The organism is Actinomadura sp. 21ATH (assembly GCF_041951345.1).
Lineage (GTDB): Bacteria > Actinomycetota > Actinomycetes > Streptosporangiales > Streptosporangiaceae > Spirillospora.
In genome coordinates, this window is sequence record NZ_JBGNUR010000001.1 from 914,321 (window position 1) to 934,658 (window position 20,338).

At 74.4% G+C, this 20,338-nt stretch carries 16 protein-coding genes; 3 read left to right on the forward strand and 13 right to left on the reverse strand.

The annotated features are described in order from the left end of the window. Window positions 1-250: 250 nt before the first annotated feature. From ACA361_RS04425 to ACA361_RS04445, 5 genes are all read right to left on the reverse strand, one after another. Window positions 251-1,249: a cation diffusion facilitator family transporter gene (locus ACA361_RS04425; RefSeq protein ID WP_375010479.1), complete on the reverse strand. Its 999-nt coding sequence runs from the start codon at window positions 1,247-1,249 to the stop codon at window positions 251-253. Beyond that, window positions 1,246-2,397, reverse strand: a complete 1,152-nt coding sequence (locus ACA361_RS04430) for an SIS domain-containing protein (RefSeq protein ID WP_375010480.1) — start codon at window positions 2,395-2,397, stop codon at window positions 1,246-1,248. Before ACA361_RS04430 ends, ACA361_RS04425 begins: the two co-directional genes overlap by 4 nt. A 226-nt stretch (window positions 2,398-2,623) precedes the next feature. Beyond that, the gene (locus tag ACA361_RS04435; protein WP_375010481.1) at window positions 2,624-2,806 is read right to left on the reverse strand and encodes a Trm112 family protein; all 183 of its coding nucleotides are present in this window, start codon (window positions 2,804-2,806) and stop codon (window positions 2,624-2,626) included. Then, entirely contained in the window at window positions 2,803-4,152 is a 1,350-nt protein-coding gene (locus tag ACA361_RS04440; RefSeq protein WP_375010895.1) for a phosphomannomutase/phosphoglucomutase, read from the reverse strand. Before ACA361_RS04440 ends, ACA361_RS04435 begins: the two co-directional genes overlap by 4 nt. Before the next feature lie 116 nt (window positions 4,153-4,268). After that, entirely contained in the window at window positions 4,269-4,649 is a 381-nt protein-coding gene (locus ACA361_RS04445) for a DUF3499 domain-containing protein (RefSeq protein ID WP_366615939.1), read from the reverse strand. Between the two features lie 169 nt (window positions 4,650-4,818). Here ACA361_RS04445 and ACA361_RS04450 point away from each other — a divergent pair, with 169 nt between their 5' ends. Continuing rightward, the gene (locus ACA361_RS04450) at window positions 4,819-5,238 is read left to right on the forward strand and encodes a metallopeptidase family protein (RefSeq protein ID WP_375010482.1); all 420 of its coding nucleotides are present in this window, start codon (window positions 4,819-4,821) and stop codon (window positions 5,236-5,238) included. A gap of 95 nt (window positions 5,239-5,333) precedes the next feature. Here the strand turns inward: ACA361_RS04450 and ACA361_RS04455 are convergent, their stop codons facing one another. The 4 genes from ACA361_RS04455 to ACA361_RS04470 all read right to left on the reverse strand — a co-directional run bounded on the left by ACA361_RS04455 (window position 5,334) and on the right by ACA361_RS04470 (window position 11,831). Then, a complete protein-coding gene (locus ACA361_RS04455) occupies window positions 5,334-6,791 on the reverse strand; it encodes a DUF5719 family protein (protein ID WP_375010483.1) in 1,458 nt (485 codons plus the stop codon). Continuing rightward, on the reverse strand, window positions 6,788-10,087 hold the full coding sequence (locus tag ACA361_RS04460) for a glycosyltransferase family 2 protein (RefSeq protein ID WP_375010484.1): 3,300 nt from the start codon (window positions 10,085-10,087) through the stop codon (window positions 6,788-6,790). Before ACA361_RS04460 ends, ACA361_RS04455 begins: the two co-directional genes overlap by 4 nt. A 252-nt stretch (window positions 10,088-10,339) precedes the next feature. Next, on the reverse strand, window positions 10,340-10,603 hold the full coding sequence (locus ACA361_RS04465; protein WP_067487041.1) for a WhiB family transcriptional regulator: 264 nt from the start codon (window positions 10,601-10,603) through the stop codon (window positions 10,340-10,342). A gap of 253 nt (window positions 10,604-10,856) precedes the next feature. Next, window positions 10,857-11,831 (reverse strand): hypothetical protein, encoded by a 975-nt coding sequence (locus tag ACA361_RS04470; protein WP_375010485.1) that lies wholly within the window; start codon window positions 11,829-11,831, stop codon window positions 10,857-10,859. Between the two features lie 108 nt (window positions 11,832-11,939). On the opposite strand from ACA361_RS04470, the gene cofD reads away from it, so the two are divergent. Next, on the forward strand, window positions 11,940-12,875 hold the full coding sequence (gene cofD, locus ACA361_RS04475) for a 2-phospho-L-lactate transferase (protein WP_375010896.1): 936 nt from the start codon (window positions 11,940-11,942) through the stop codon (window positions 12,873-12,875). Window positions 12,876-12,984: 109 nt separating this feature from the next. After that, the gene (locus tag ACA361_RS04480; protein WP_375010486.1) at window positions 12,985-14,274 is read left to right on the forward strand and encodes a coenzyme F420-0:L-glutamate ligase; all 1,290 of its coding nucleotides are present in this window, start codon (window positions 12,985-12,987) and stop codon (window positions 14,272-14,274) included. Between the two features lie 78 nt (window positions 14,275-14,352). On the opposite strand, the gene ACA361_RS04485 is transcribed toward ACA361_RS04480, so the two are convergent. The 4 genes from ACA361_RS04485 to ACA361_RS04500 all read right to left on the reverse strand — a co-directional run bounded on the left by ACA361_RS04485 (window position 14,353) and on the right by ACA361_RS04500 (window position 20,329). After that, on the reverse strand, window positions 14,353-16,929 hold the full coding sequence (locus tag ACA361_RS04485; RefSeq protein WP_375010487.1) for a bifunctional FO biosynthesis protein CofGH: 2,577 nt from the start codon (window positions 16,927-16,929) through the stop codon (window positions 14,353-14,355). Between the two features lie 95 nt (window positions 16,930-17,024). Further along, a complete protein-coding gene (locus ACA361_RS04490) occupies window positions 17,025-17,972 on the reverse strand; it encodes a LysR family transcriptional regulator (protein ID WP_375010488.1) in 948 nt (315 codons plus the stop codon). Window positions 17,973-18,236: 264 nt separating this feature from the next. After that, window positions 18,237-19,124 (reverse strand): DNA-3-methyladenine glycosylase family protein, encoded by an 888-nt coding sequence (locus ACA361_RS04495; RefSeq protein WP_375010489.1) that lies wholly within the window; start codon window positions 19,122-19,124, stop codon window positions 18,237-18,239. A gap of 137 nt (window positions 19,125-19,261) precedes the next feature. Next, the gene (locus ACA361_RS04500) at window positions 19,262-20,329 is read right to left on the reverse strand and encodes a sugar phosphate nucleotidyltransferase (RefSeq protein WP_375010490.1); all 1,068 of its coding nucleotides are present in this window, start codon (window positions 20,327-20,329) and stop codon (window positions 19,262-19,264) included. Window positions 20,330-20,338: the final 9 nt, after the last annotated feature.

Consider the following 20,338-nt stretch of genomic DNA (forward strand, 5'->3'; position numbering starts at 1 on the left):
CCTCCAGGGGGACGTACCGGCGGGATCCCGGCACGTAATGTCTTAACCGTGACCGAGCCGGTGGCCCGCTGACATAGGGGGTTCGGCGAGCCGCCGCGGTCACGCCAGAACCGCCCGGCTTCAGGGGTCCGGGCGGGGAGCATGGGAAGGCGTCCTCGCCGGCCGGGGTACGGCCGGTCAAGCCTGGGCTGGGGTCGACCGGCGAAAGGCCACCGACCGGCGAGGCTGCTTCCCATGCGAGGGAGCCAGGTCAGGACGACGAGGACTTCTCCGCGGCGTCCGTCTCCGTGGCCTCCGCCGTCTCCGTGGTGCTCCCCTCCGCCGAGACCCCGCCCTGGCGGGCCTCGTCGATGGCGGGCTCCAGGTAGATCAGGCGGGCCACCGGGAACTGCTCCCTGACCTTCGCCTCGGCGGCGTCGATGCCCCGGGCCACGTCCGCGGCCGTGTCGTCGTGATTCACCGCGATCTTGGCGGCGATCAGCATCTCCTCCGGGCCCACGTACTGCGTGCGCATGTGGATGACGCGGTCGACCTCGTCCACCGACTCCAGCGCCCGCTGGATCTCCCGCTCGACCTCCGGGTCGGCGCCCTCGCCGATCAGCAGGCTCTTGGTCTCCAGCGCGAGCACGATCGCGATCACGGCGAGCAGCACGCCGATGGCCACCGTGCCGACGCCGTCCCAGACGCCGTTGCCGGTCACCACGGCCATCGTGACGCCCAGCAGCGCCAGGATCAGGCCGACCAGCGCGCCGAGGTCCTCCAGCAGCACGACCGGCAGCTCGGGGGACTTGGACCGGCGGATGAACTGCACCCAGGACTTGCTGCCGCGCACGCGGTTGGACTCCACGATCGCGGTGCGGAACGAGAAGGTCTCCATGATGATCGCCGCGATCAGCACACCGAACGCCCAGGCCGGCGACTTCACCTCGTGCGGGTCGGTGATCTTGTGGATGCCCTCGTACAGCGAGAACACCGCACCGACCGTGAACAGCACGACGGCGACGACGAACGCGTAGAAGTAGCGCTCCCGGCCGTACCCGAACGGGTGCTGGGGCGTGCGCTGGCGCTCGGAGCGCTTGCGCCCCACCAGCAGCAGGGCCTGGTTCCCCGAGTCGGCCAGCGAGTGGATCGACTCGGCCAGCATGGACGACGAATGCGTGAACAAGTACGCGACGAACTTGGAGGCCGCGATTCCCAGGTTGGCGGCCAGCGCGGCGACGATCGCCTTGGTTCCGCCCTCAGCACTCATATATCAACGATCCTTGCCTTGAGCTCTTGAATGGCCGACACCGGTGTGGGGTCGGCCCCCAGCGCGATAGCCAAGTAAACCGTGATGTAGTCCGAGAGTGCGATCATTGTCGCGATTCTTTCGAGCGGGTGCCCGCCCTCGGCGGAGATCTCCGTCACCGCGATCCCGCGCGCCCGGGCCAGTTCCCCGGTGACCTCGCGGCGCCGCGCCACCTGCGGATGCTCCTCGGTGTCGCGCAGCACGACCAGGTGCAGCCCGTGCTCGGCGTCGTCCACCCGGTCCCGGAAGAAGTCGTCCGGATCGTCCGCACCGCCGCCGCGGCGGGACGCGAAGTACCCGTCGAACGCCACCACCTGGTTGTGCCCGGACTCGGGCAGCTCGCCCCAGACCCCCGGGTACTTGGCGTTCTCGTTGAGCTGGCAGCAGAAGCGGTACGCCGCCGTACCGGCCAGCGGTGAGGTGCCCCACACCAGCGGCACGTCGCCCATCAGGTCGAGCGCGATCCGCTTGGCCGGGTTGACGAACGGCTCGCTCCCCGGCCGGCACCGGTGCGCGACGTCCTCCAGCCGGCCGGCGGCCGACTCCAGCACCTCGTCCGGCAGGTCGAGCAGCTTCAGCGTGCGGGCCGCGAGCAGCAGCGGAACGGTCAGCCCCCACAGCGTCGCCCGGGGCTGCCCCACCGAGCGCACCGGGACGAACAGCCCGCGGTTGCGCTCGGCCAGCTCGGCCAGCGGCGAGTCCGCGCCGCCGACGAACAGCAGCCGGCACCCGCGCCGCGCCGCCTCCGCCGCCACCACCAGCGTCTCCTCGGTCGCGCCCGAGCACGACACCGCGATCACCAGGTCGGCGGCGCCGACCCAGCCGGGCAGGTGGTAGCCCCGGACGGTCACGACCGGCACCGCGCAGCCCGGCCCGCACACGGCCGCCAGCACGTCCCCGGAGATGCCCGAGCCGCCCATGCCGGTGACCACGATCGCCCGCGGCCGGCCGTCCTCGGCCAGCGCGTCGATCCCGGCCTCCGCGGCCAGCAGCCGCGCCTCCCGCAGCTGCGCCGCCGACGAGGCGACCTGCCGCAGCATCCCGCCCGGATCGGCCTCCTCGATCGCCCCGGGATCGTCCAGCCGCCCGGAGTCGATCCCCGGACTCACCGTGCTGCCCGGTCGCCTACGGGACACCCCCATGCGGCGCCTTCCCTCGTCGCTCCGGTCGCAAGCTCCCTGCACTCCTCAGTCCAGGCGCCGCGTCGTCCCTCCGGCTCCCTCTCTGTTACCCGGTCGCCTACAGGACGCCCCCATGCGGCGCCTTCCCTCGTCGCTCCGGTCGCAAGCTCCCTGCACTCCTCAGTCCAGGCGCCGCGGCGTCCCTCCGGCTCCCTCATGGGGTGGGGGTCCTGGCCTCGTCCACCAGAAGGACCGGGATGTCGTCGCGCACCGGGTAGGCGTAGCCGCACGTGCCGGTGCACACCAGCTCGTCGTCCCGCTCCTCGGCGCGCAGCTCGCCGCCGCAGTTGGGGCAGGCCAGGATCTCCAGCAGCCAGGTGTCGAGCCTCACGTTCACTTCCCCCTCACGATGGCCAGGACCTCGTCGCGGATCGCGGCCATGGTCTGCTCGTCGGCGGCCTCCGCGTTGAGGCGCAGCAGCGGCTCGGTGTTGGAGGGCCGCAGGTTGAACCACCAGTCGTCGGTGCCCACGGTCAGCCCGTCGAGCTCGTCCACGGCCACGCCGGGCCGGCCCTCGAACGCGGCGCGGACCTGCTCGGCGGCGGCGGCCTGGTCGGCCACCTCGCTGTTGATCTCGCCGGACGCCGCGTACCGGGTGTACTCGGCCAGCAGCGCCGACAGCGGCTCGCTCTGCCCGCCGAGCGCGGCCAGCACGTGCAGCGCGGCCAGCATCCCGGAGTCGGCGAACCAGAAGTCGCGGAAGTAGAAGTGCGCCGAGTGCTCGCCGCCGAACACCGCGCCGCTCTCGGCCATCGTCTGCTTGATGAACGAGTGCCCGACCCGCGTCCGGACCGGCTCGCCGCCGTTCTCGGACACGATCTCCGGGACGGCCTTGGACGTGATCAGGTTGTGCACGATCGGCGAGCCCGGGTGCTTGGCCAGCTCCCGCACGGCCACCAGCGCGGTGATCGCGGACGGGGAGACGATCTCGCCCCGCTCGTCCACCACGAAGCAGCGGTCGGCGTCGCCGTCGAAGGCCAGCCCGATGTCGGCGCCGGTCTCGCGGACCTTCGCCTGGAGGTCGCGCAGGTTCGCCGGCTCGATCGGGTTGGCCTCGTGGTTGGGGAACGTGCCGTCCAGCTCGAAGTAGAGCGGGACGAGGTCGATCGGCAGCCCCTCGAACACCGACGGGACGGTGTGCCCGCCCATGCCGTTGCCCGCGTCCACGACCACCTTCAGCGGCCGGATCCCGGACAGGTCGACCAGCGTCTTCAGATGGTCGGCGTACCCCTTGAGCAGGTCGCGCTCCGAGACGGTGCCCTTGGGCCCGTCGTACGCGGGGACGCCCTTCTCGACCATGTCGCGGATCTCGGTCAGGCCCGTGTCGCGGCCGACCGGCTTGGCGCCCGCCCGGCACAGCTTGATCCCGTTGTACTTGGCGGGATTGTGGCTCGCGGTGAACATCGCGCCGGGCATGTCGAGCGCGCCGCTGGCGTAGTACAGCATGTCGGTCGAGCCCAGCCCGGCCTCGACGACGTCCGCGCCTTGGCTCGTCGCGCCGCGCGCGAACGCCGCCGCCAGCGGCACCGACGACTCGCGCATGTCGTGGGCGGTCACCACGGCCGAGGCCCCGGTCACCCGCACGAAGGCGGCGCCGGCCGCCTCCGCGGTCGCGGCGTCGAGCTCGTCCGGGACCACGCCCCGGATGTCGTACGCCTTGAAGATCTTGGCGAGGTCGCCCACTCCTGCTCCCTGGTAGGTCTCATCGGTGCCGGGCACGGCGTTCTCACCACGACGCCATGTGGGGAACGAGCCTATCGAAGGGAGCCGGGCGCGGCCGCCCTACCACCCGGACCGGGTCACTCCTGGCCGGGCTGCGTCCCGGCGGGCTCGGAGCGCAGCACCCGCAGGTGCCCGCGGCGGCCGACCTCGGTGCCCTGCCCCACCGGCTCCTGGCCGGTGCCGGGCGCGGGCCTGGCCGCCTCCCGCACCGCGTCCGCGAGGGCCTCCAGGTCGTCGGCGCTCGGCTCGGGGTCCTCCTCCACCGGAAGCCGGACCAGTTCCCATCCCATCGGAGCGGTGAGCCGCTCCGAATGCTCCGCGCACAGGTCGTAGCAGTGCGGCTCGGCGTACGTGGCGAGCGGCCCCAGGACCGCGGTCGAGTCGCGGTAGACGTACGTGAGCGTGAAGACTGCCGGCGCCTTGCAGGCGGTGCGGGAGCAGATGCGGACGGGGCTCACGATGGCCGACCGTACCTCCCAGCCGCCGACTCCGCCACCACCCGCGCAGACGTGTCGCCGTTACCGCCCTAATTCCCGCGCAACAATCACATACCGTGCCCGCCCGGATGCGGTCCGGCCTGCCGCTCGGGCGGGGCGCGAGGGGCGGTCGAGGGGTAGTGTGGGAGACGTGCGATCCCGTGTGGCAGGCGTGCGCCGCCGCGACCGGCACGGTCGCGGCCTCCGCGGCCCTCTGACGCCCCCGCAGGCCCCGTTCTCCCGTACCCGCGCGGAGCGCTTCGACGACCTCGTCGCCGACGAGGTACGCCGGCTCGGCCGCCGCTGGGAGCGGGAACTGGCCCGCGTCGAGTTCGCCGTCGAGGACGTCCCCGCCGTCGAGCCCTGGTCGGACGGGCCCGTACCGCTGGGCCAGACCGTCCCCGCCGAGGACGGGGCGCCCGTCCGCATCGTCGTCTACCGCCGCCCCATCGAGGCCCGGGCCACCGGCGACCGCGAGACCGCCCGCCTCATCCGCGACCTGCTGGTCGAGGAGGTGGCCGACCTCCTCGGCCTCTCCCCCGAGTCCGTGGACCCCAGCTACGACGAGTGATCGTGGAGGGGCGACCCTCCCCACCACCCGCCGTCCCCCGCACCCACTGCTGGGGACTCCGTCCCCTCGGCCCCCTGAAGGCGGCGGGGGCGGGGCTAGTACAGGACGCCTTGGGTGTCTCCTACCGGCGGCAGGTGGACCGTGGTCACGGCCGGGGGGACGGGCAGGGTCGTGAATAGGGCCTTGTCGTCCTTGCCCGTGGACTGGACGCGTACGGCGTGGACGGGGCCCGAGCCGGGGCGCGGGGCGATCAGGAGGCCCTGGTTGGCGCCGGACGGGGCGGGGAGCCTGACGTCCACGGTCCGCTCCGACGGGATCCGCACGTCCTTCGGGGCCCCGGGGCCCTGGGCGGTCATCGGGGTGATGCGCACGTCGGCGGGGCCGTGGGGGGCGGTCAGGGTGACCGTGGTGTCGAAGCGGTTGTCGGAGACGGCGCCGAACCCGCCGGGGGCCAGCGGCGGGGTCGCGGTGCCGTAGGCGACGTCGGCGCCCTTCTGGGCGTCCAGGCCGGCCAGGATCGGGCGGTCGGAGACCAGCCGCACGGCGGCGGGCTTGCCGGACAGGGCGCGGTCGAGGTCGACGGCGGTAACGGTGCCGGCGGGGGCGTCCAAGGTGTCCTGGCCTTCGGGGGCGAACGCGCCGTCGGGGCCGATCACCTGGACCTTGATGCCGGCGTTCTCCTCCCCGGGTACGGCGACCAGGAGGCGGCGCCTGCCCTCGCCCGCCGGGACGCCGGGAACGATCAGCGAGGTCGCGGGGGACGGCGAGAGCGGCACCCAGTCGATGCCCTTGCCGCCGGCGATCCGGACGCGGACGGACGCGGCGACGCGGCCGGCGGTGGCGCGGACGCGGAGGGCCAGGTCGCTCGCCGTCCTGACCGTGTCGCCCAGCCCTTCGGCGGACTTCCCGATCTCGATGACCTTGGTGCCGTACGGGGGGACGGGGATGCCCCGGCCGTCGGTGGTGTCGAGCGGGCCGTCGCCGGACAGGGCGGTGAGGTCGACCGCGGCGGGCTGCCGGTCCACGTTGGCCAGGTGCAGCTGGACGCTCTCGGCGGCGACCGGGCCGGGGCCGACGAACCACTGGTCGGTGCCGGGACGGGCGCAGCGGACGCCCGCGAGCCCGCGGTCCTCGCCGCCGGGCCAGTGGGTGGTCTGCCCGGCCTCCAGGCCCGCGGCGAGGGCGCCCTGGGCCCGCACGGTGTACGAGTCGTCGCCCGGCTCCGGCAGGTCCTTGAGCAGGCCGCCGCCGAACGACGCGAGCGAGCCGGCGGGCGCGCCGCCACGGGTCGGGTAGAGGTCGGCGCGGCCGGGCTGCTTCCCCTTGGCCTCCAGGAGGTCCTGAGAGGCGCTCTGGACGGTCAGCCGGGCGCCTTCCTTGCCGGGGCACACGGCGACGGCGGACGTGACGGGAGCGTCCCGTCCGGGGCCGGTGGCGTCGGCGGCGGGGCGGGAGAGGGCCGCGGCGCCGTACAGGGCGGCCACGGCCAGCAGGACGAGCGCCGCGGTGGCGTAGCGCATGCCGAGCAGGCGGACGATCTTCTCCGGGTTCACACGCGCTCCCCGGCCGGCGCGGGCTCCCCGTCGGGCGCCTCTTCGGGCTCGGGCCGGATGCGGGCGCGCAGGGCGCCGGTGCGGCGCTCGGCCCCGGCGGCGGCGCGGCGGGCCAGGGAGCGGGCGCGGCGGCCCCGGCGGGCACCGTGAGCGCCGCGGCGGCCGCCCTTGGTGAGGTCGACGGCCTCGGGGCGGGCGCCCGGCAGCGCCAGGACGGCCACGGCCAGGACCGCGACGCCCTGGACGCCGACCCAGACGTGCCGCGTCCACATGCTGCGGGTCAGCTCGAACCGGCCGCCGCCCGCCGGGATCTCGTACGCCTGCGCCCAGCCGTCCAGGGTCCGCGACTCCACGTCGCGGCCGTCCAGAGAGGCACGCCAGCCGCCGTCGGCGGACTCGGCGAGCAGCAGGGTGCGGGCGTTGCGGCTCGCGGGGATCCGCACGTGGGCGCCGATCTCGCCCGCTTCGAGGGGGGTGGCGGTGCCGCCGTCCAGCAGCATCAGCCGGCCGGCGGGGTCGGGCAGCCGCCACACGCCGAACGCGTCGGTCCGGCTGAGGCGCGACAGCTGCGGCGCCGCGTCCAGCACGGGGGTCAGCGCGTCGCGGGACGGCCGCGGGACCAGGACGTACTGGACGCCCATCCGGGTCAGCGCCCGCCCGTCGGCGGCCCGGCCGCCGGCCAGCCCGGCGACCAGGTCGTCCATCCGGCGGGTGGCGTCCTCACCGGCGGGGGTCTCGGCCTCGCCCAGCATCGGCTCGCGGCCGCGCAGCACGGTGTACGCGACGCGGCCGCCCGGCTCGCGGCTCAGGACGAGCGTGCGCGGCCCGGCGGGGCCGGACACGAACGACGGGACGGCGTCGGGGTCGGTGCGCCCGAGCGGGCCGCCGGCGCCGCCGGCGATCCAGCCGGCGGCGGCGAGGACGGGCGCGGTCAGCGCGGCCAGCACGATCACCGCGCCGCCGATCCGGTACGTGAGGTGCTTGCCGGCGAGCACGTCCACGGCCCGCTGCACGGCGGCCGTCGCGGCCAGCAGCACCCCGGCGCCCGCGAACAGCAGCGCGACGCCCGGCCACGCGGGGGCCGTGTCGCCGCCCTTGGTCACGGTGGCCATGCTCATCACGATCGCGGTCAGCAGCCCGGCGACGGCCAGCAGCCAGCCGGTCAGCACGACCGTGCGGCGGCTGCGCAGCGGCAGCGCGCAGACCGCGACGAGCAGCAGCCCGTAGAGGGTCCAGCGGGCCGGGGTGCCGGGGCCGCCGGGGTCGAGTTCGAGGAGGCCGCGGGCGGTGGCCAGCGGGGTGGCGGGCCCGTGCAGGCCCGCCTCCAGGAAGAACCGGGACGGGTGCAGCAGCAGTCCCAGAGTCCACGGCAGGAGCAGCAGCGGCGGCACGCCGAGGGCGATCACGAGGTTGCGGCGGCCGCGCCCGGCGACGAGCGCGGCGAGCCGGCCGGGGCGGGCGCCCGTGCCGCCGAACAGCGCCCACAGCAGGACGCCCGCGAGCAGCGCCAGCAGCCAGGTCAGCGGGACGAACGCCATCGCGACCGTGAGCAGCAGCGCGACCGCCCACGCGGCCCGCCCGGCGCGGCGCGGATCGGCCGGGCCCGCCGAGCGCGGCAGCCCGAACATCCGGATCGCCTGCACGGCGATCAGCGGCAGCAGCACGATCACCACGGCGGTGCCGAGCCGGCCGCCCGCGATCGCGCCGGTGCCCACCGGCAGCAGCGCGTACACGGCCGCGAACCACACCCGTACCGCCCAGATCGGGATCCGGGGGCCGGTCGCGCGGGCCCGGCGGCCGGTCCGCCGCTTCTCCCTGATCAGCAGCCGGGACGCGTGGTACGCCGACAGCCCCGCCAGCGGCACGCTGCCCAGCAGCAGGAGCGACACCGCCAGCCACGGCTTGCCGAGCAGGACCGTGGACAGCAGCGCGAGCGCGCCGACGTACGGCGGGCTGCCCGCGTCCGAGCCGAGCCCGGTGCCGTGCCAGCCCGCGGCGTACTGGGCCCACAGGTCGCTCGCGCCGCCCCAGGCGGGGACGAGCGCGCCGCCGCCGAGCCGCCCGGCGGCGGTGATCAGCGAGCGCTCGGCGGCCAGCGCGACGGCGGTCAGGCCGAGCCCGACCATGACGCCGGGCCGCGCCAGCAGCCGCCGCAGCGTCCCCGGGCCCTGGTCGCGCTCGGGCTCGTCGTCGGCGTCGTGCCGCCGGCCGCCGCGCGCCGCGAAGTACGCCGCGGCGGCGTCGACGATGCGGCGCAGCGCCACCCGCCGCGGCTGGAACCGCCGGATGCTCCGGTGGACGCGCTTGCGCCCGTCCGCCCGGGCGGCGCGGGCCCGCCGCAGCCGGCCGGGGGCGCGCAGCACGTCGCCGAGCGCGGCCAGCTCGTCGCGGGCCGCGTCCTGCCGCTTCACGACCAGCAGGAACAGGGCGCGGGTGAGGGTCGTCCACACGTTCCGCGGCAGGGCCCGCAGCATCGCGGGCAGCGGCTGGTTGGCCAGCAGCGTGTAGAGGCCGTTGCGGCGGTCGCGGCGGCGCCGCGACTCGGCGGTCATGCCGATCTCGCGGACGCCGCGCCAGGACGCCTCGGCGTGGTAGAGCACGGCGTCGCTGACCACGACCACCCGGTGCCCGGCGGCGTGCGCCCGCCAGCAGAAGTCGGCGTCCTCGCGGAACAGGCCGAACTCGACGTCGAACCCGCCCAGCGCGTCCCACACGTCCCGGCGGACGAGCATGCCGGCGCTGGCCACCGCCATCACGTCGCGCAGGCTGTCGTGCTGGCCCTGGTCGAACTCGCGGCGGTCGACGCCGGTCTCGCGGCGGGCGGCACCGTCCATGGCGACGCCGACCTCGCGCAGCACGCGGCGGTCGTCCCAGTCGCGCAGCTTGCCGCCCAGCACGGCGGCGTTGGGGTCGCCGTCGGCCGCGGCCAGCAGCCGGGCCAGCGCGTCGGGGGCCGGGGCGGAGTCGTCGTGCAGCAGCCAGACCCATTCGGTCCGGGGCTCGGCCGGGGCGTCCTCCGGGACGGGGACCGGCAGCGACGCGGCGGGATGCCGCAGCGCCTCCGCGATGGCCTCGCCGTAGCCGGTCGTGCGGGGCAGCGTCAGCATGTTGCCGGCGCCGACCACCTCGGCGAGCACGGCGGGACCGCGGTCCCGGCTCCCGGTGTCCGCGGTGACGAGGCGTTGGACGGGCCGGGTCTGGGTCAGCAGCGCCTTCAGCGTCTCGGGGAGCCATCGCGCACCGTCGTGGGCGACGAGGACCGCCGTGACGACATGGCGATCGAGAGTGGGCGACAAGGGTCCGCTCGATCTGTGAGGTCTGAGGGGTCTCGATTGGGGTCGGGACGATAGCAGCCGTGCCGCCCCTCCGGGGCCGGCACGGCTGACACTGTACGCGCGGGCGGGCCGCGCCGCCCCCGGATCCCCCCGGATCCTCTGGGGAGCCGCCCGGCCCGCCCGTACCGTTCCGTCTCTTCCCGCGCTCTCGCTTCCGGGTCCCTCGCTTCTCGCTTCTTCGCCCGCGAGTTCCCCGCGACCGCTCGACGCCGATCAGACGGCCTGGCGCTTCAGCTTGCGGCGCTCCCTTTCGGAAAGACCGCCCCAGATGCCGAAGCGTTCGTCGTGCTGCAGCGCGTACTCCAAGCACTCCGCCCGTACCTCGCATGCCCGGCACACCTTCTTGGCCTCGCGAGTCGAGCCGCCCTTCTCCGGAAAGAAAGCCTCCGGGTCCGTCTGCGCGCACAGTGCGCGCTCCTGCCAGCCCAACTCTTCGCCGTCCGTGCCGTGCGCCAGCGGGATGACTACCTCGCTCACAGCGCACCTCCTAGCCCGTGGAGCCCCCTGGTCAATGCCTTCCCTCAGCTCCATCCCCCGAGAAGGCACAGAACTACACCCACGAAATTACACGCGTGTAGCGCCCGGTCCGTCAAGCGGAACGAGTTTCCGGGGGGACAAAGGGTGTTATTCGAGCTATGGGCACGATCACGTTTGGACGGAGATCAGTTAATCGCCCGGAACATCCGCGCAGGCGTGATCACCGCGCCATCACCGTTCGATCAACGCGCCGTCACTGCGGCGGCGGGGGGCGGTTGTCGCGGTACCAGTCGCCGCCCTCCTCGGGGCGCTGCTCGCCCTGAGGAGCGCCGTGACCCTGGTCACCGCTACTACCCCCGTAGGCGCGGGTCCATTCGCCCACGCCCTCCTCGGCTTCGGGAGCGGGCTGCTGGCCGTACGCCTGCTGCCCGCCCTGGCCGTACTGCTGGCCCTCGCCCGGCTGCCCGAACTGCTGCTGGGGCTGCTGCGCCTGGCCCTGCTGGAAGTCCTGCTGGGGCTGCTGGCCGTACGGCTGCTGCCCGAACTGCTGCGGCTGCTGGGGCTGCTGCTGCCCGAACTGCTGGCCGCCCTCGGCGCCCGGCTGGCCGAACTGCTGCTGGCCGTACCCCGGCTGGGGCTGCTGCGGCTGCTGGCCGAACTGCTGCGGCTGACCGAACTGCTGCTGCGGCTGGGGCTGACCGAACTGCTGCTGGCCCTGCTGGTAGCCGAAGTCGGGGTAACCGCCGGGCTGCATCTGGCCCGGGCCCTGCGGGCGGGCCGGCTGCATGGCCTGGAACACGGCGAACAGGAACCAGCCGGCGATCCCGATCACCGCGATGATCGACGCGCCGTACAGGAACACCGCCAGCTTCGCGCCGCCGCCCGCGATCTGCGACTCCACGAGCAGCGAGGCGAGCCAGCAGACGACCGTGAACAGCCCGATGCCGCCGAGGACGCCCAGCGCCCCCATGACGATCGTGCGGGCCTGCCGGGTCGGCACCGGGCCGAGGGCCACCAGCGCCACCGCGAGCGCCACCAGCGCCACCGTGGCGACCTGAGCGAAGAAGCCGCCGGAGATCTCAAGGTACGCGCGGTACTTGAACCCGGCGCTGTTCTCGCCGCCGCCGAGGAAGAGGTCGATGAGGCCGGCCAACAATTGCACGCCCGCCGCGGCGAGCAATACCCAGGCGGCCGGTTCCCGCAGGCGCTGGACGGCTTCCTTGTTCACGGCGACATCTCTCCAGTGGCAGGCAATGTGATTCCCCCGCAAAGCTTTGCACATCCCGGGCCCCGACGTCTCTTCACCCTCCGGCGCCATAGGCTGAGCCCCATGAGCATGAAGATCGTGGCGCCGGCGGGCGGGATCGGCGGGGCCCGGTTCCTGCGCGGGCTCCAGCGGGCCGCCCCCGAGGCCGAGATCACCGTGATCGGGAACACCGGCGACGACATCTCGCTGTTCGGGCTGCGGGTGTGCCCCGACCTCGACACGGTGATGTACACCCTCGGCGGCGGGATCAACGAGGAGCAGGGCTGGGGCCGGCTGGACGAGTCGTTCACGGTCAAGGAGGAGCTGCTGGCGTACGGCGTCGGGCCGAGCTGGTTCGGGCTGGGCGACCGCGACTTCGCCACCCATATCGTCCGCACCCAGATGCTGGCGGCCGGCTACCCGCTGTCGGCGGTGACCGAGGCGCTGTGCGACCGCTGGTCCCCGGGCGTGCGGCTGATCCCGATGACCGACGACCAGGTCGAGACGCACGTGGTGCTCGACGACCCCGAGCAGGGCCGGCGGGCGGTGCACTTCCAGGAGTGGTGGGTACGGCTGCGCGCGTCGGTCCCGGCCGAGTCGATCACCGCGATCGGCGCCGGCGAGGCCAAGCCCGCCCCCGGCGTGCTGGACGCGATCGCGGCGGCCGACGTGGTGCTGTTCCCGCCGTCCAACCCGGTGGTGAGCATCGGCACGATCCTGTCCGTGCCGGGCATCCGGGAGGCGATCGAGGCGAAGACCGTGGTGGGGATCTCCCCGATCATCGGGGACGCGCCCGTGCGCGGCATGGCCGACGCGTGCCTGACCGCGATCGGGGTGGAGACGTCCGCCGCCGCGGTCGCCGCGCACTACGGCGCCGGGCTGCTGGACGGCTGGCTGGTGGACGAGGCGGACGCGGGCACCGAGGTGCCGGGGATCGAGGTGCGGTCCCGGCCGCTGCTGATGAGCGACCCGGACGCCACCGCCGCCATCGCCGCCGCCGCCCTCGACCTGGCCAAGGAGTTCTGAGTGAGCCGGAGGGCCGCGGCGCGGGCTGGACTGACGAGCGAGGAACGAGCGAGGAGGGAAGCCCGTGCCTGAAGGCGGCCCGGAGGCGAACGGGAGACAGGGAGCTTTCTTGAGCACGATCGAGATCTTCGGGATCACCGGGCTGCCCGAGATCGCCGAGGGCGACGACATCGCCGCGCTGCTGCCCGCGGACGCGCTGCGGGACGGCGACGTCCTGGTGGTCACGTCCAAGATCGTCAGCAAGGCGGAGGGGCGGATCCTGGTCGCCGGCGACCGGGAGAAGGCGATCGACTCCGAGACCGTGCGGGTCGTGGCCCGGCGGGCGCACGCGCGCGGCGAGACGCGGATCGTCGAGACCCGGCAGGGCCTGGTGCTGGCCGCGGCGGGCGTGGACGCGTCCAACACCGAGCCCGGCACCGTGCTGCTGCTGCCGGAGGACCCGGACGCCTCGGCCCGCCGCATCCGCGCCGGGCTGCGCGAGCGGGCCGGGCTGGACGTCGCGGTGATCGTGTCCGACACGCTCGGCCGGCCGTGGCGCAACGGGCTGACCGACGCGGCGATCGGCGTCGCCGGGCTGGCCCCGCTGGACGATCTGCGCGGCCGCGAGGACGCGTACGGCAACCGGCTCGACGCGACCATCACCGCCGTCGCCGACGAGATCGCCTCGGCGGGCGAGCTGGTCAAGGGCAAGCTGGCCGGGGTCCCGGTCGCGGTGGTGCGCGGGCTGTCGTCGCTGGTCACGGCCGACGACGGGCCGGGGGCGCGGCAGCTGGTCCGGCCGCCGGACGAGGACATGTTCCGGTACGGCTCGGCCGATGTCCTGCACGCGCGCCGGACGATCCGCGAGTTCACGGCGGAGCCGGTCGACCCGGCGGCGGTGCGGCGCGCCGTGGCCGCCGCGATCACCGCGCCGGCGCCGCACCACACGACGCCGTGGCGGTTCGTGCTGCTGGAGTCGGCGGAGTCGCGGACCCGGCTGCTGGACGCGATGCGCGACGCGTGGGAGGCCGACCTGCGCCGGGACGGCTTCACCGAGGAGTCGATCACGAAGCGGCTGCGCCGCGGCGACGTGCTGCGCCGCGCCCCGTACCTGGCCGTCCCGTGCCTGGTCATGGAGGGCTCGCACGACTACCCGGACGAGCGGCGGGCCGCGGCGGAGCGCGAGATGTTCGTCGTCGCGACCGGCGCCGGCGTGGAGAACCTGCTGGTCGCGCTGGCGGTCGAGGGGCTCGGCTCGTGCTGGGTGTCGAGCACGATGTTCTGCCGCGACGTCGTCCGCGAGGTCCTGGACCTTCCGGACGAGTGGGATCCGATGGGCGCCGTGGGAATCGGGCACGCGGCGGCGCCGCCGCGGCAGCGGCCGCCCCGTTCCCCGGACGCGTTCATCGAGGTCCGCTGAAATTGCGGCGCCGCTGAAATTGCGGTGAGGACCGGGCGGCGCCATTCGGTGCCGCCCGGTCCCCGTTCACGGCAATGGTCAGGTGCCGACGAGCGGAAGGCTCAGCCCGGCCTTTCCGAAGTGGCCGACGCCGTCGGTGCGGCGGGCCGCCTCGATCCGTTCCGCCGGGACCTCGCCGTAGGTGGTGGTGCGCTGCCGGGCGGGCCGGCCGGCCGCCGCGGCGATCTCCTCAAGCGAGCTGATGGTCTTGAACGAGCCGTTCTCCGACCCCGCCATCCGGCTGATCGTCTCCTCCATCAGCGTGCCGCCCAGGTCGTTCACGCCGCCCTGGAGCACGCGGGTGCACAGCTCGTCGCCGAGCTTGACCCAGGAGGTCTGGATGTTGGAGATCGCGCCGTGCAGCAGGATCCGGGCGAGGGCGTGAACGGCCACGTTCTCGCGGGCGGTGGGCCCGGGGCGGGCCAGCCCGGCCAGGTAGATCGGCGAGTTGTGGTGCACGAACGGCAGCAGCACGAACTCGCTGAACCCGCCGGTCCGCTCCTGGAGCGAGCGCAGCAGCTTGATGTGCGCGACCCAGTGCTCGGGCTTGTCGACGTGCCCGTACATCATCGTGGACGTCGTCGGGAGGCCGACCTCGTGCGCGGTGGTGACGACCTCGATCCACTGGTCGGTGGGCAGCTTGCCCTTGGTCAGCACCCAGCGGACGTCGTCGTCGAGGATCTCGGCGGCGGTGCCGGGGAGCGAGTCGACGCCCGCCTCCTTGGCGCCCTGGAGCCACTCCCGGATCGACAGGTCGGTGCGGCTGGCGCCGTTGACGACCTCCATCGGGCTGTAGGAGTGCAGGTGGATGTCCGGGGCGCGCTTCTTGACCTCGCGGGCGAGGTCGAAGTAGGCGGTGCCGGGCAGGTCGGGGTGGATGCCGCCCTGCATGCAGATCTCGGTGGCGCCGGCCGCCCACGCCTCGTCCACCCGGTCGCCGACCTGGCTCAGGGAGAGCGTGTACGCGTCGGCGTCGGTGCGGCGCTGCGCGAACGCGCAGAAGCGGCAGCCGGTGTAGCAGACGTTGGTGAAGTTGATGTTGCGGGTGACGACGTAGGTGACCTCGTCCCCGACGGCCTCCCTGCGCAGGTCGTCGGCGATCTTCGCGAGCGCGTCCAGCTCGGGACCGTCGGCGTGCAGCAGGGCGAGCGCCTCGTCGTCCGACAGGCCGGCCGGGTTCCGCTCGGCGCTCGCGAGCGCCGCCTTGACGTCGGCGTCGAACCGCTTGGGGGCGGACATCCGGTCGCGCAGGGCGTCCCAGTCGCCGTAGACGGAGTCGAAGTCCTCGCGCCGGTCGCTCGTCCGGCCGCTGGTGTCGATCTCGACGTGCAGGTCCGTGCGGCCCGTGCCGCCGAACTCCGCGAACCCGCCGTCCGGCTCCTGCCACGGCCGCCCCTCCAGGACGGCGTCCTCGCGGGCGAGGCCGGTCTTCGGGTCGGCCAGCGCCGCGACGTGCCCCGTCAGGCGCGGGTCCAGCCAGGGCTCGCCGCGCTTGATGTACTCGGGGTAGATCGTCAGCCGCTCGCGCAGCGTGAATCCCTGCTCGGCGGTCCTGGCGGCCAGCTCGTCGATCTGCGGCCACGGCCGCTCGGGGTTGACGTGGTCGGGCGTCAGCGGCGACACCCCGCCCCAGTCGTCGATCCCGGCGCGCAGCATCAGGGCGTACTGGTCCGCGACGAGGTTCGGCGGCGCCTGGACGCGCGCCTTCGGCCCCAGCACGAGCCGGGTGACCGCGATCGTCGCGGCCAGCTCCTCCAGCTCGGCGTCCGGGGTGTCGCGCATCTTGGTGTCGGGCTTGGCGCGGAAGTTCTGGACGATGACCTCCTGCACCGCCCCGTACTCCCGCATCGTCCTCCGCAGCGCGAAGATCGCGTCGGCGCGCTCCTCGGCCGTCTCGCCGATGCCGATCAGGATGCCGGTGGTGAACGGGACGTTCGTGCGGCCCGCGTCCTCCAGCACCCGCAGCCGCACGGCCGGGTCCTTGTCCGGGGAGCCGAAGTGCGGCCCGCCCCGCTCGCTGAACAGCCGGGTCGCCGTCGTCTCCAGCATCATGCCCATGGACGGGGCGACCGGCTTGAGCCGCTGGAAGTCGCGCCAGCCCAGCACGCCCGGGTTGAGGTGCGGGAGCAGGCCCGTCTCCTCCAGCACCCGGACGGCCATCGCCCGCACGTACGAGAGCGTGTCGTCGTACCCGTGCGCGTCCAGCCACTCCCGGGCCTGCTTCCAGCGGTCCTCGGGCCGGTCGCCGAGGGTGAACAGCGCCTCCTTGCAGCCCATCGCGGCGCCCTGCCGCGCGATCTCCAGGACCTCGTCCGGGCTGAGGAAGGGGGATTCCAGCTTGTGCGGGACGGTCGCGAACGTGCAGTACCCGCAGCGGTCGCGGCACAGCCGGGTGAGGGGGATGAAGACCTTGCGGCTGTAGGTGATGACGCCGGGCCGCCCGGCGGCCTCCAGGCCGGCGTCCCGGGTGCGCGCCGCGTAGGTCAGCAGGTCGTCGAGCTGCGCGCCGCGCGCGTGCAGCAGGGTGGTGGCCTCGGCCGGATCGAGCGTCTTGCCATCGCGTGCCCGGGCGAGCGCCCGCCGGACCGCGTTCGGGCTCGGCACGCTGCTGTTCATGGCATCCATGACATCGAACTCTATGCCAAGCGTCATAGAATGAAGAGAGGCGGGTCCGGCCGGAATCGTCAGGGAGAGCGCGGGCTCGCACCGGTTTATTCCCCCTTCACGGCGCCGCGAACGAGACTGGTCCGGCGGGCGGCCAGCTCGTCGGCGGACGCGCGCAGGGCGTCCAGCACCGCCCGCACCGAGGGGCGCACGTCGGCGCCCACCCGCGTCCACATCACCATGCGGCGGCTGACCCGGGCCTCGGCGATGTCGCGCACCGCGACGCCCTCCTCCAGCTCGGCCAGCGCCAGGTCCGGGACGAGGCAGGCCGCGCCGCCCTGGGCGACCATCGCGAACAGCACCATGAAGTCGTTGGACCGGAACCGGACCCGGGGCCGGAAGCCGCCCAGCTCGACGCAGGTGCGCTCCAGCAGGTCGGCGTGGTTCGTGCCGACGTGGCCGGACACCCACGTGTGGCCGGCCAGGCCCGCGATCCGGACCGGGCCGTCGCCCTCCACCCGCGCCTCCGGCAGCGCCAGCCGCATCCGCTCGGTGATCAGCACCTCGGCGGCCAGCTCGGGCCGGCGCGGGCGGGGCAGGTGCGAGTACTCGTCGGTCAGCACGACGTCGATCTCGCGCAGCACCAGCGCCTGGAGGACGCGGTGGAACTCCTCGTCCAGGACGTCCACGACCAGGTCCGGGTACGCGGCGGCGAGCCGCGGCAGCGCGGGCGCGAGAACGTGCAGCAGCGCGGTCTGGAAGCCGACGACGCGGACGGTGCCGGCGACCCGCCCGCTGGCGGCCAGCGCCTCCTCCTCGGCGCGCTGCGCCGCCGCGAGCAGCGCCTCGGCGTGCCCGGCCAGCACCTCGCCCGCCTCGGTGAGCCGCAGCCGCCGGCCGACCCGCTCGACCAGCTCGCAGCCCACGTCCTTCTGCAGCTGGGCGAGCTGCTGGGAGATCGCGGACGGGGTGTAGCCGAGCGCGTCGGCGACCGCGCCGACGGTGCCGCGCAGCTTCAGCTCGCGCAGCATGCGTAGCCGTCCCAGATCCAGCATTGTGAAGCGATTCTTACACGAACCCTGCAGAAAGTATCGCTGGACCTGAAACATTCGCCGCGCGACACTGGATGTGCAACCGCGGAAACGCGCCCCTGGCCAGGGCTCATCCCTACGGAACGAAGGAACGCACCATGTGGGTCATGCTCGCTCTCCTCGCCGCCCTGGCCGTGCTGGGTCCGCTGTTCGGCGCCGACTCCCGCGACGGCCTCGACTGGACGCCCGGCAACTTCTGGCTGCGCCGCCGCGCGGGGCGCCCCTCTTTCAGAAGCGGCGGTAGTCGCGCACCGCGAGGCGGGGGCCGCGTCGCGGCGGACCGGCGCCGCTCGATTCCAGCAGCCGGGTGACGCGGTGCCGGTGCCCGGCGTACGGCGCCAGCAGCTCCAGCATCCCGGCGTCGTCCACCTTGCGCCCGGTCAGGGCCCAGCCCACGATCCCGGGCAGGTGGTAGTCGCCGACGGAGACGGCGTCGGCGTCCCCCGCGGCGCGCTGCCGGATCTCGGCGGCCGTCCACACCCCGATCCCCGGCAGCGACCGCAGCCGGGGATCGGCGGGATCCTCCTCCAGCCGGGCCGCGACCCGCGCGGCCCCGATGATCGTCCGGGCCCGTACCGCCTCGGCGCCGGACCGGTGCCATTCCCACGAGGGGATCCGGATCCAGACCTCGGGCGGCGGCGGCACCCGCAGCGCCGGGTTCCCGGGCGCAGGCCGGCCGAACCGCCGCAGCAGGTAGCCCCACGCCCGCCACGCCTCGGCGGTGAGGACCTTCTGCTCCAGCACCGCCGGCACCAGCGCCTCGAAGACGCGGCCCGTACGCCCGATCCGCAGCCCCGGATGGCGCCGCAGCGCGTCCCGCACGGCCGGATGCCGGGCCTCGAACTCCTCGGGGACGTCCCCCGCCCTCAGCAGCCCGGGCACCCCGTCGAGCAGCCACTCCGCGCCCGGCCCCCAGGCAGCGGCGTCGACGGCGTCCCCCCGCCTCCGTAGCCGCAGCGTCCCCGGTCCCTCCGGCGTGAACGAGGCGCGCCAGACCGACCCGTCCCGCTCGACCCGGAACGCCGGATCGTGCGGCCCCCGCCGGTGCGGCCGCAGAGTCAGCAGGAGATCGACCGCGAACGGCGCCCGCCACACCCGCACCAGAGCCCCGTCCATAACGGACGCGAGAGTACCCGCCGCCGGCCACCGCGCGAGCGCTCCAGAACGTTGACTCGTGGCGTGTCTCGCCTCTGGAGCGCCCCGACCAGGAGGACACGCCACGAGTCAACGCGGCTGCCGGGGCCGTGAGGGGGCTATGCGTCGGTTGAGAAGCGCAGGGCGGTGGCCGGTAGCTCCACGCCCGGCCAGACTCGGAGGCCGCCGCGCAGCTCGTTGCCCGGGCCGACGACCGCGCCGTCGCCGAGGACGACGCCGTCCAGCACCGCGCCCGGCCCCACCCGCGCGTGCCGGCCGACCACCGAGTCGCGGACGGTCGCGCCCTCCTCCACGTGCGCCTCGTCCAGCAGCACGCTGCCCAGCACCGTCGCGCCCGCCTCCACGGACGCGCCGCGCCCGACCGTCGTGCCGTCGCGGACGACCGCGCCCGGCGACACGCGCGCGCCGTCCAGCTCCAGCCGCTCCCCCGGCTCGCCCGGTATCGCGGACGACGCCAGCCGCCCCTCCACCAGGTCGCGGGAGCCCTGGACGAACGCCTCCGGCGTCCCGACGTCGAGCCAGTAGCCCGGCTCCACGTACCCCATGACGACCGCCCCGGAGGCGATCATCTCGGGGAACGTCTCGCGCTCGACCGACACCACCTCCTCGGCCGGGATCGCGTCGATCGCCGAGCGGCGGAACACGTAGCAGCCCGCGTTGATCTGGTCGGTCACCGGATGCGGCGTCTTCTCCAGGAACGCGGTGACCCGCCCGTCCGCGTCGGTCGGCACGCACCCGAACCGGGACGGGTCGTCGACCGGCGTCAGGTGCAGCGTCGCCGCCGCGCCCGCCTTCTCGTGCGCCGCCACCTGGGCCTGGACGTCGTGGCCGGACAGGATGTCGCCGTTCAGGATCAGCACCGGGTCGTCGGGGCCGCAGGTCAGGCCGCGCGCGGCGTTGCGGATCGCGCCGCCGGTGCCGAGCGGCTCGTCCTCGGTCAGGTAGACCAGGTCGACGCCGTGCGCCCGGGTGCCGAACGCGGCCTCGAACATCTCCGCGCGGTACGACGTCGCGAACACGATGCGGTCGACGCCGGCCGCCCGCGCCCGCGCCAGCTGGTGGGCCAGGAAGGGCACTCCCGCCGTGGGAAGCAGCGGTTTGGGGGTGGAAATGGTCAGCGGGCGCAGGCGGGTCCCCTGCCCTCCGACCAACAGGATCGCTTCCAAGAGGCTCCT

Coding starts and splice junctions, on each gene's coding strand:
- ACA361_RS04425 (WP_375010479.1), bottom strand. CDS start 1,249: ATGAGTGCTGAGGGCGGAACCAAGGCGATCGTCGCCGCGCTGGCCGCC.
- ACA361_RS04490 (WP_375010488.1), bottom strand. CDS start 17,972: ATGCTGGATCTGGGACGGCTACGCATGCTGCGCGAGCTGAAGCTGCGC.
- ACA361_RS04495 (WP_375010489.1), bottom strand. CDS start 19,124: ATGGACGGGGCTCTGGTGCGGGTGTGGCGGGCGCCGTTCGCGGTCGAT.
- ACA361_RS04485 (WP_375010487.1), bottom strand. CDS start 16,929: ATGAACAGCAGCGTGCCGAGCCCGAACGCGGTCCGGCGGGCGCTCGCC.
- cofD (WP_375010896.1), top strand. CDS start 11,940: ATGAAGATCGTGGCGCCGGCGGGCGGGATCGGCGGGGCCCGGTTCCTG.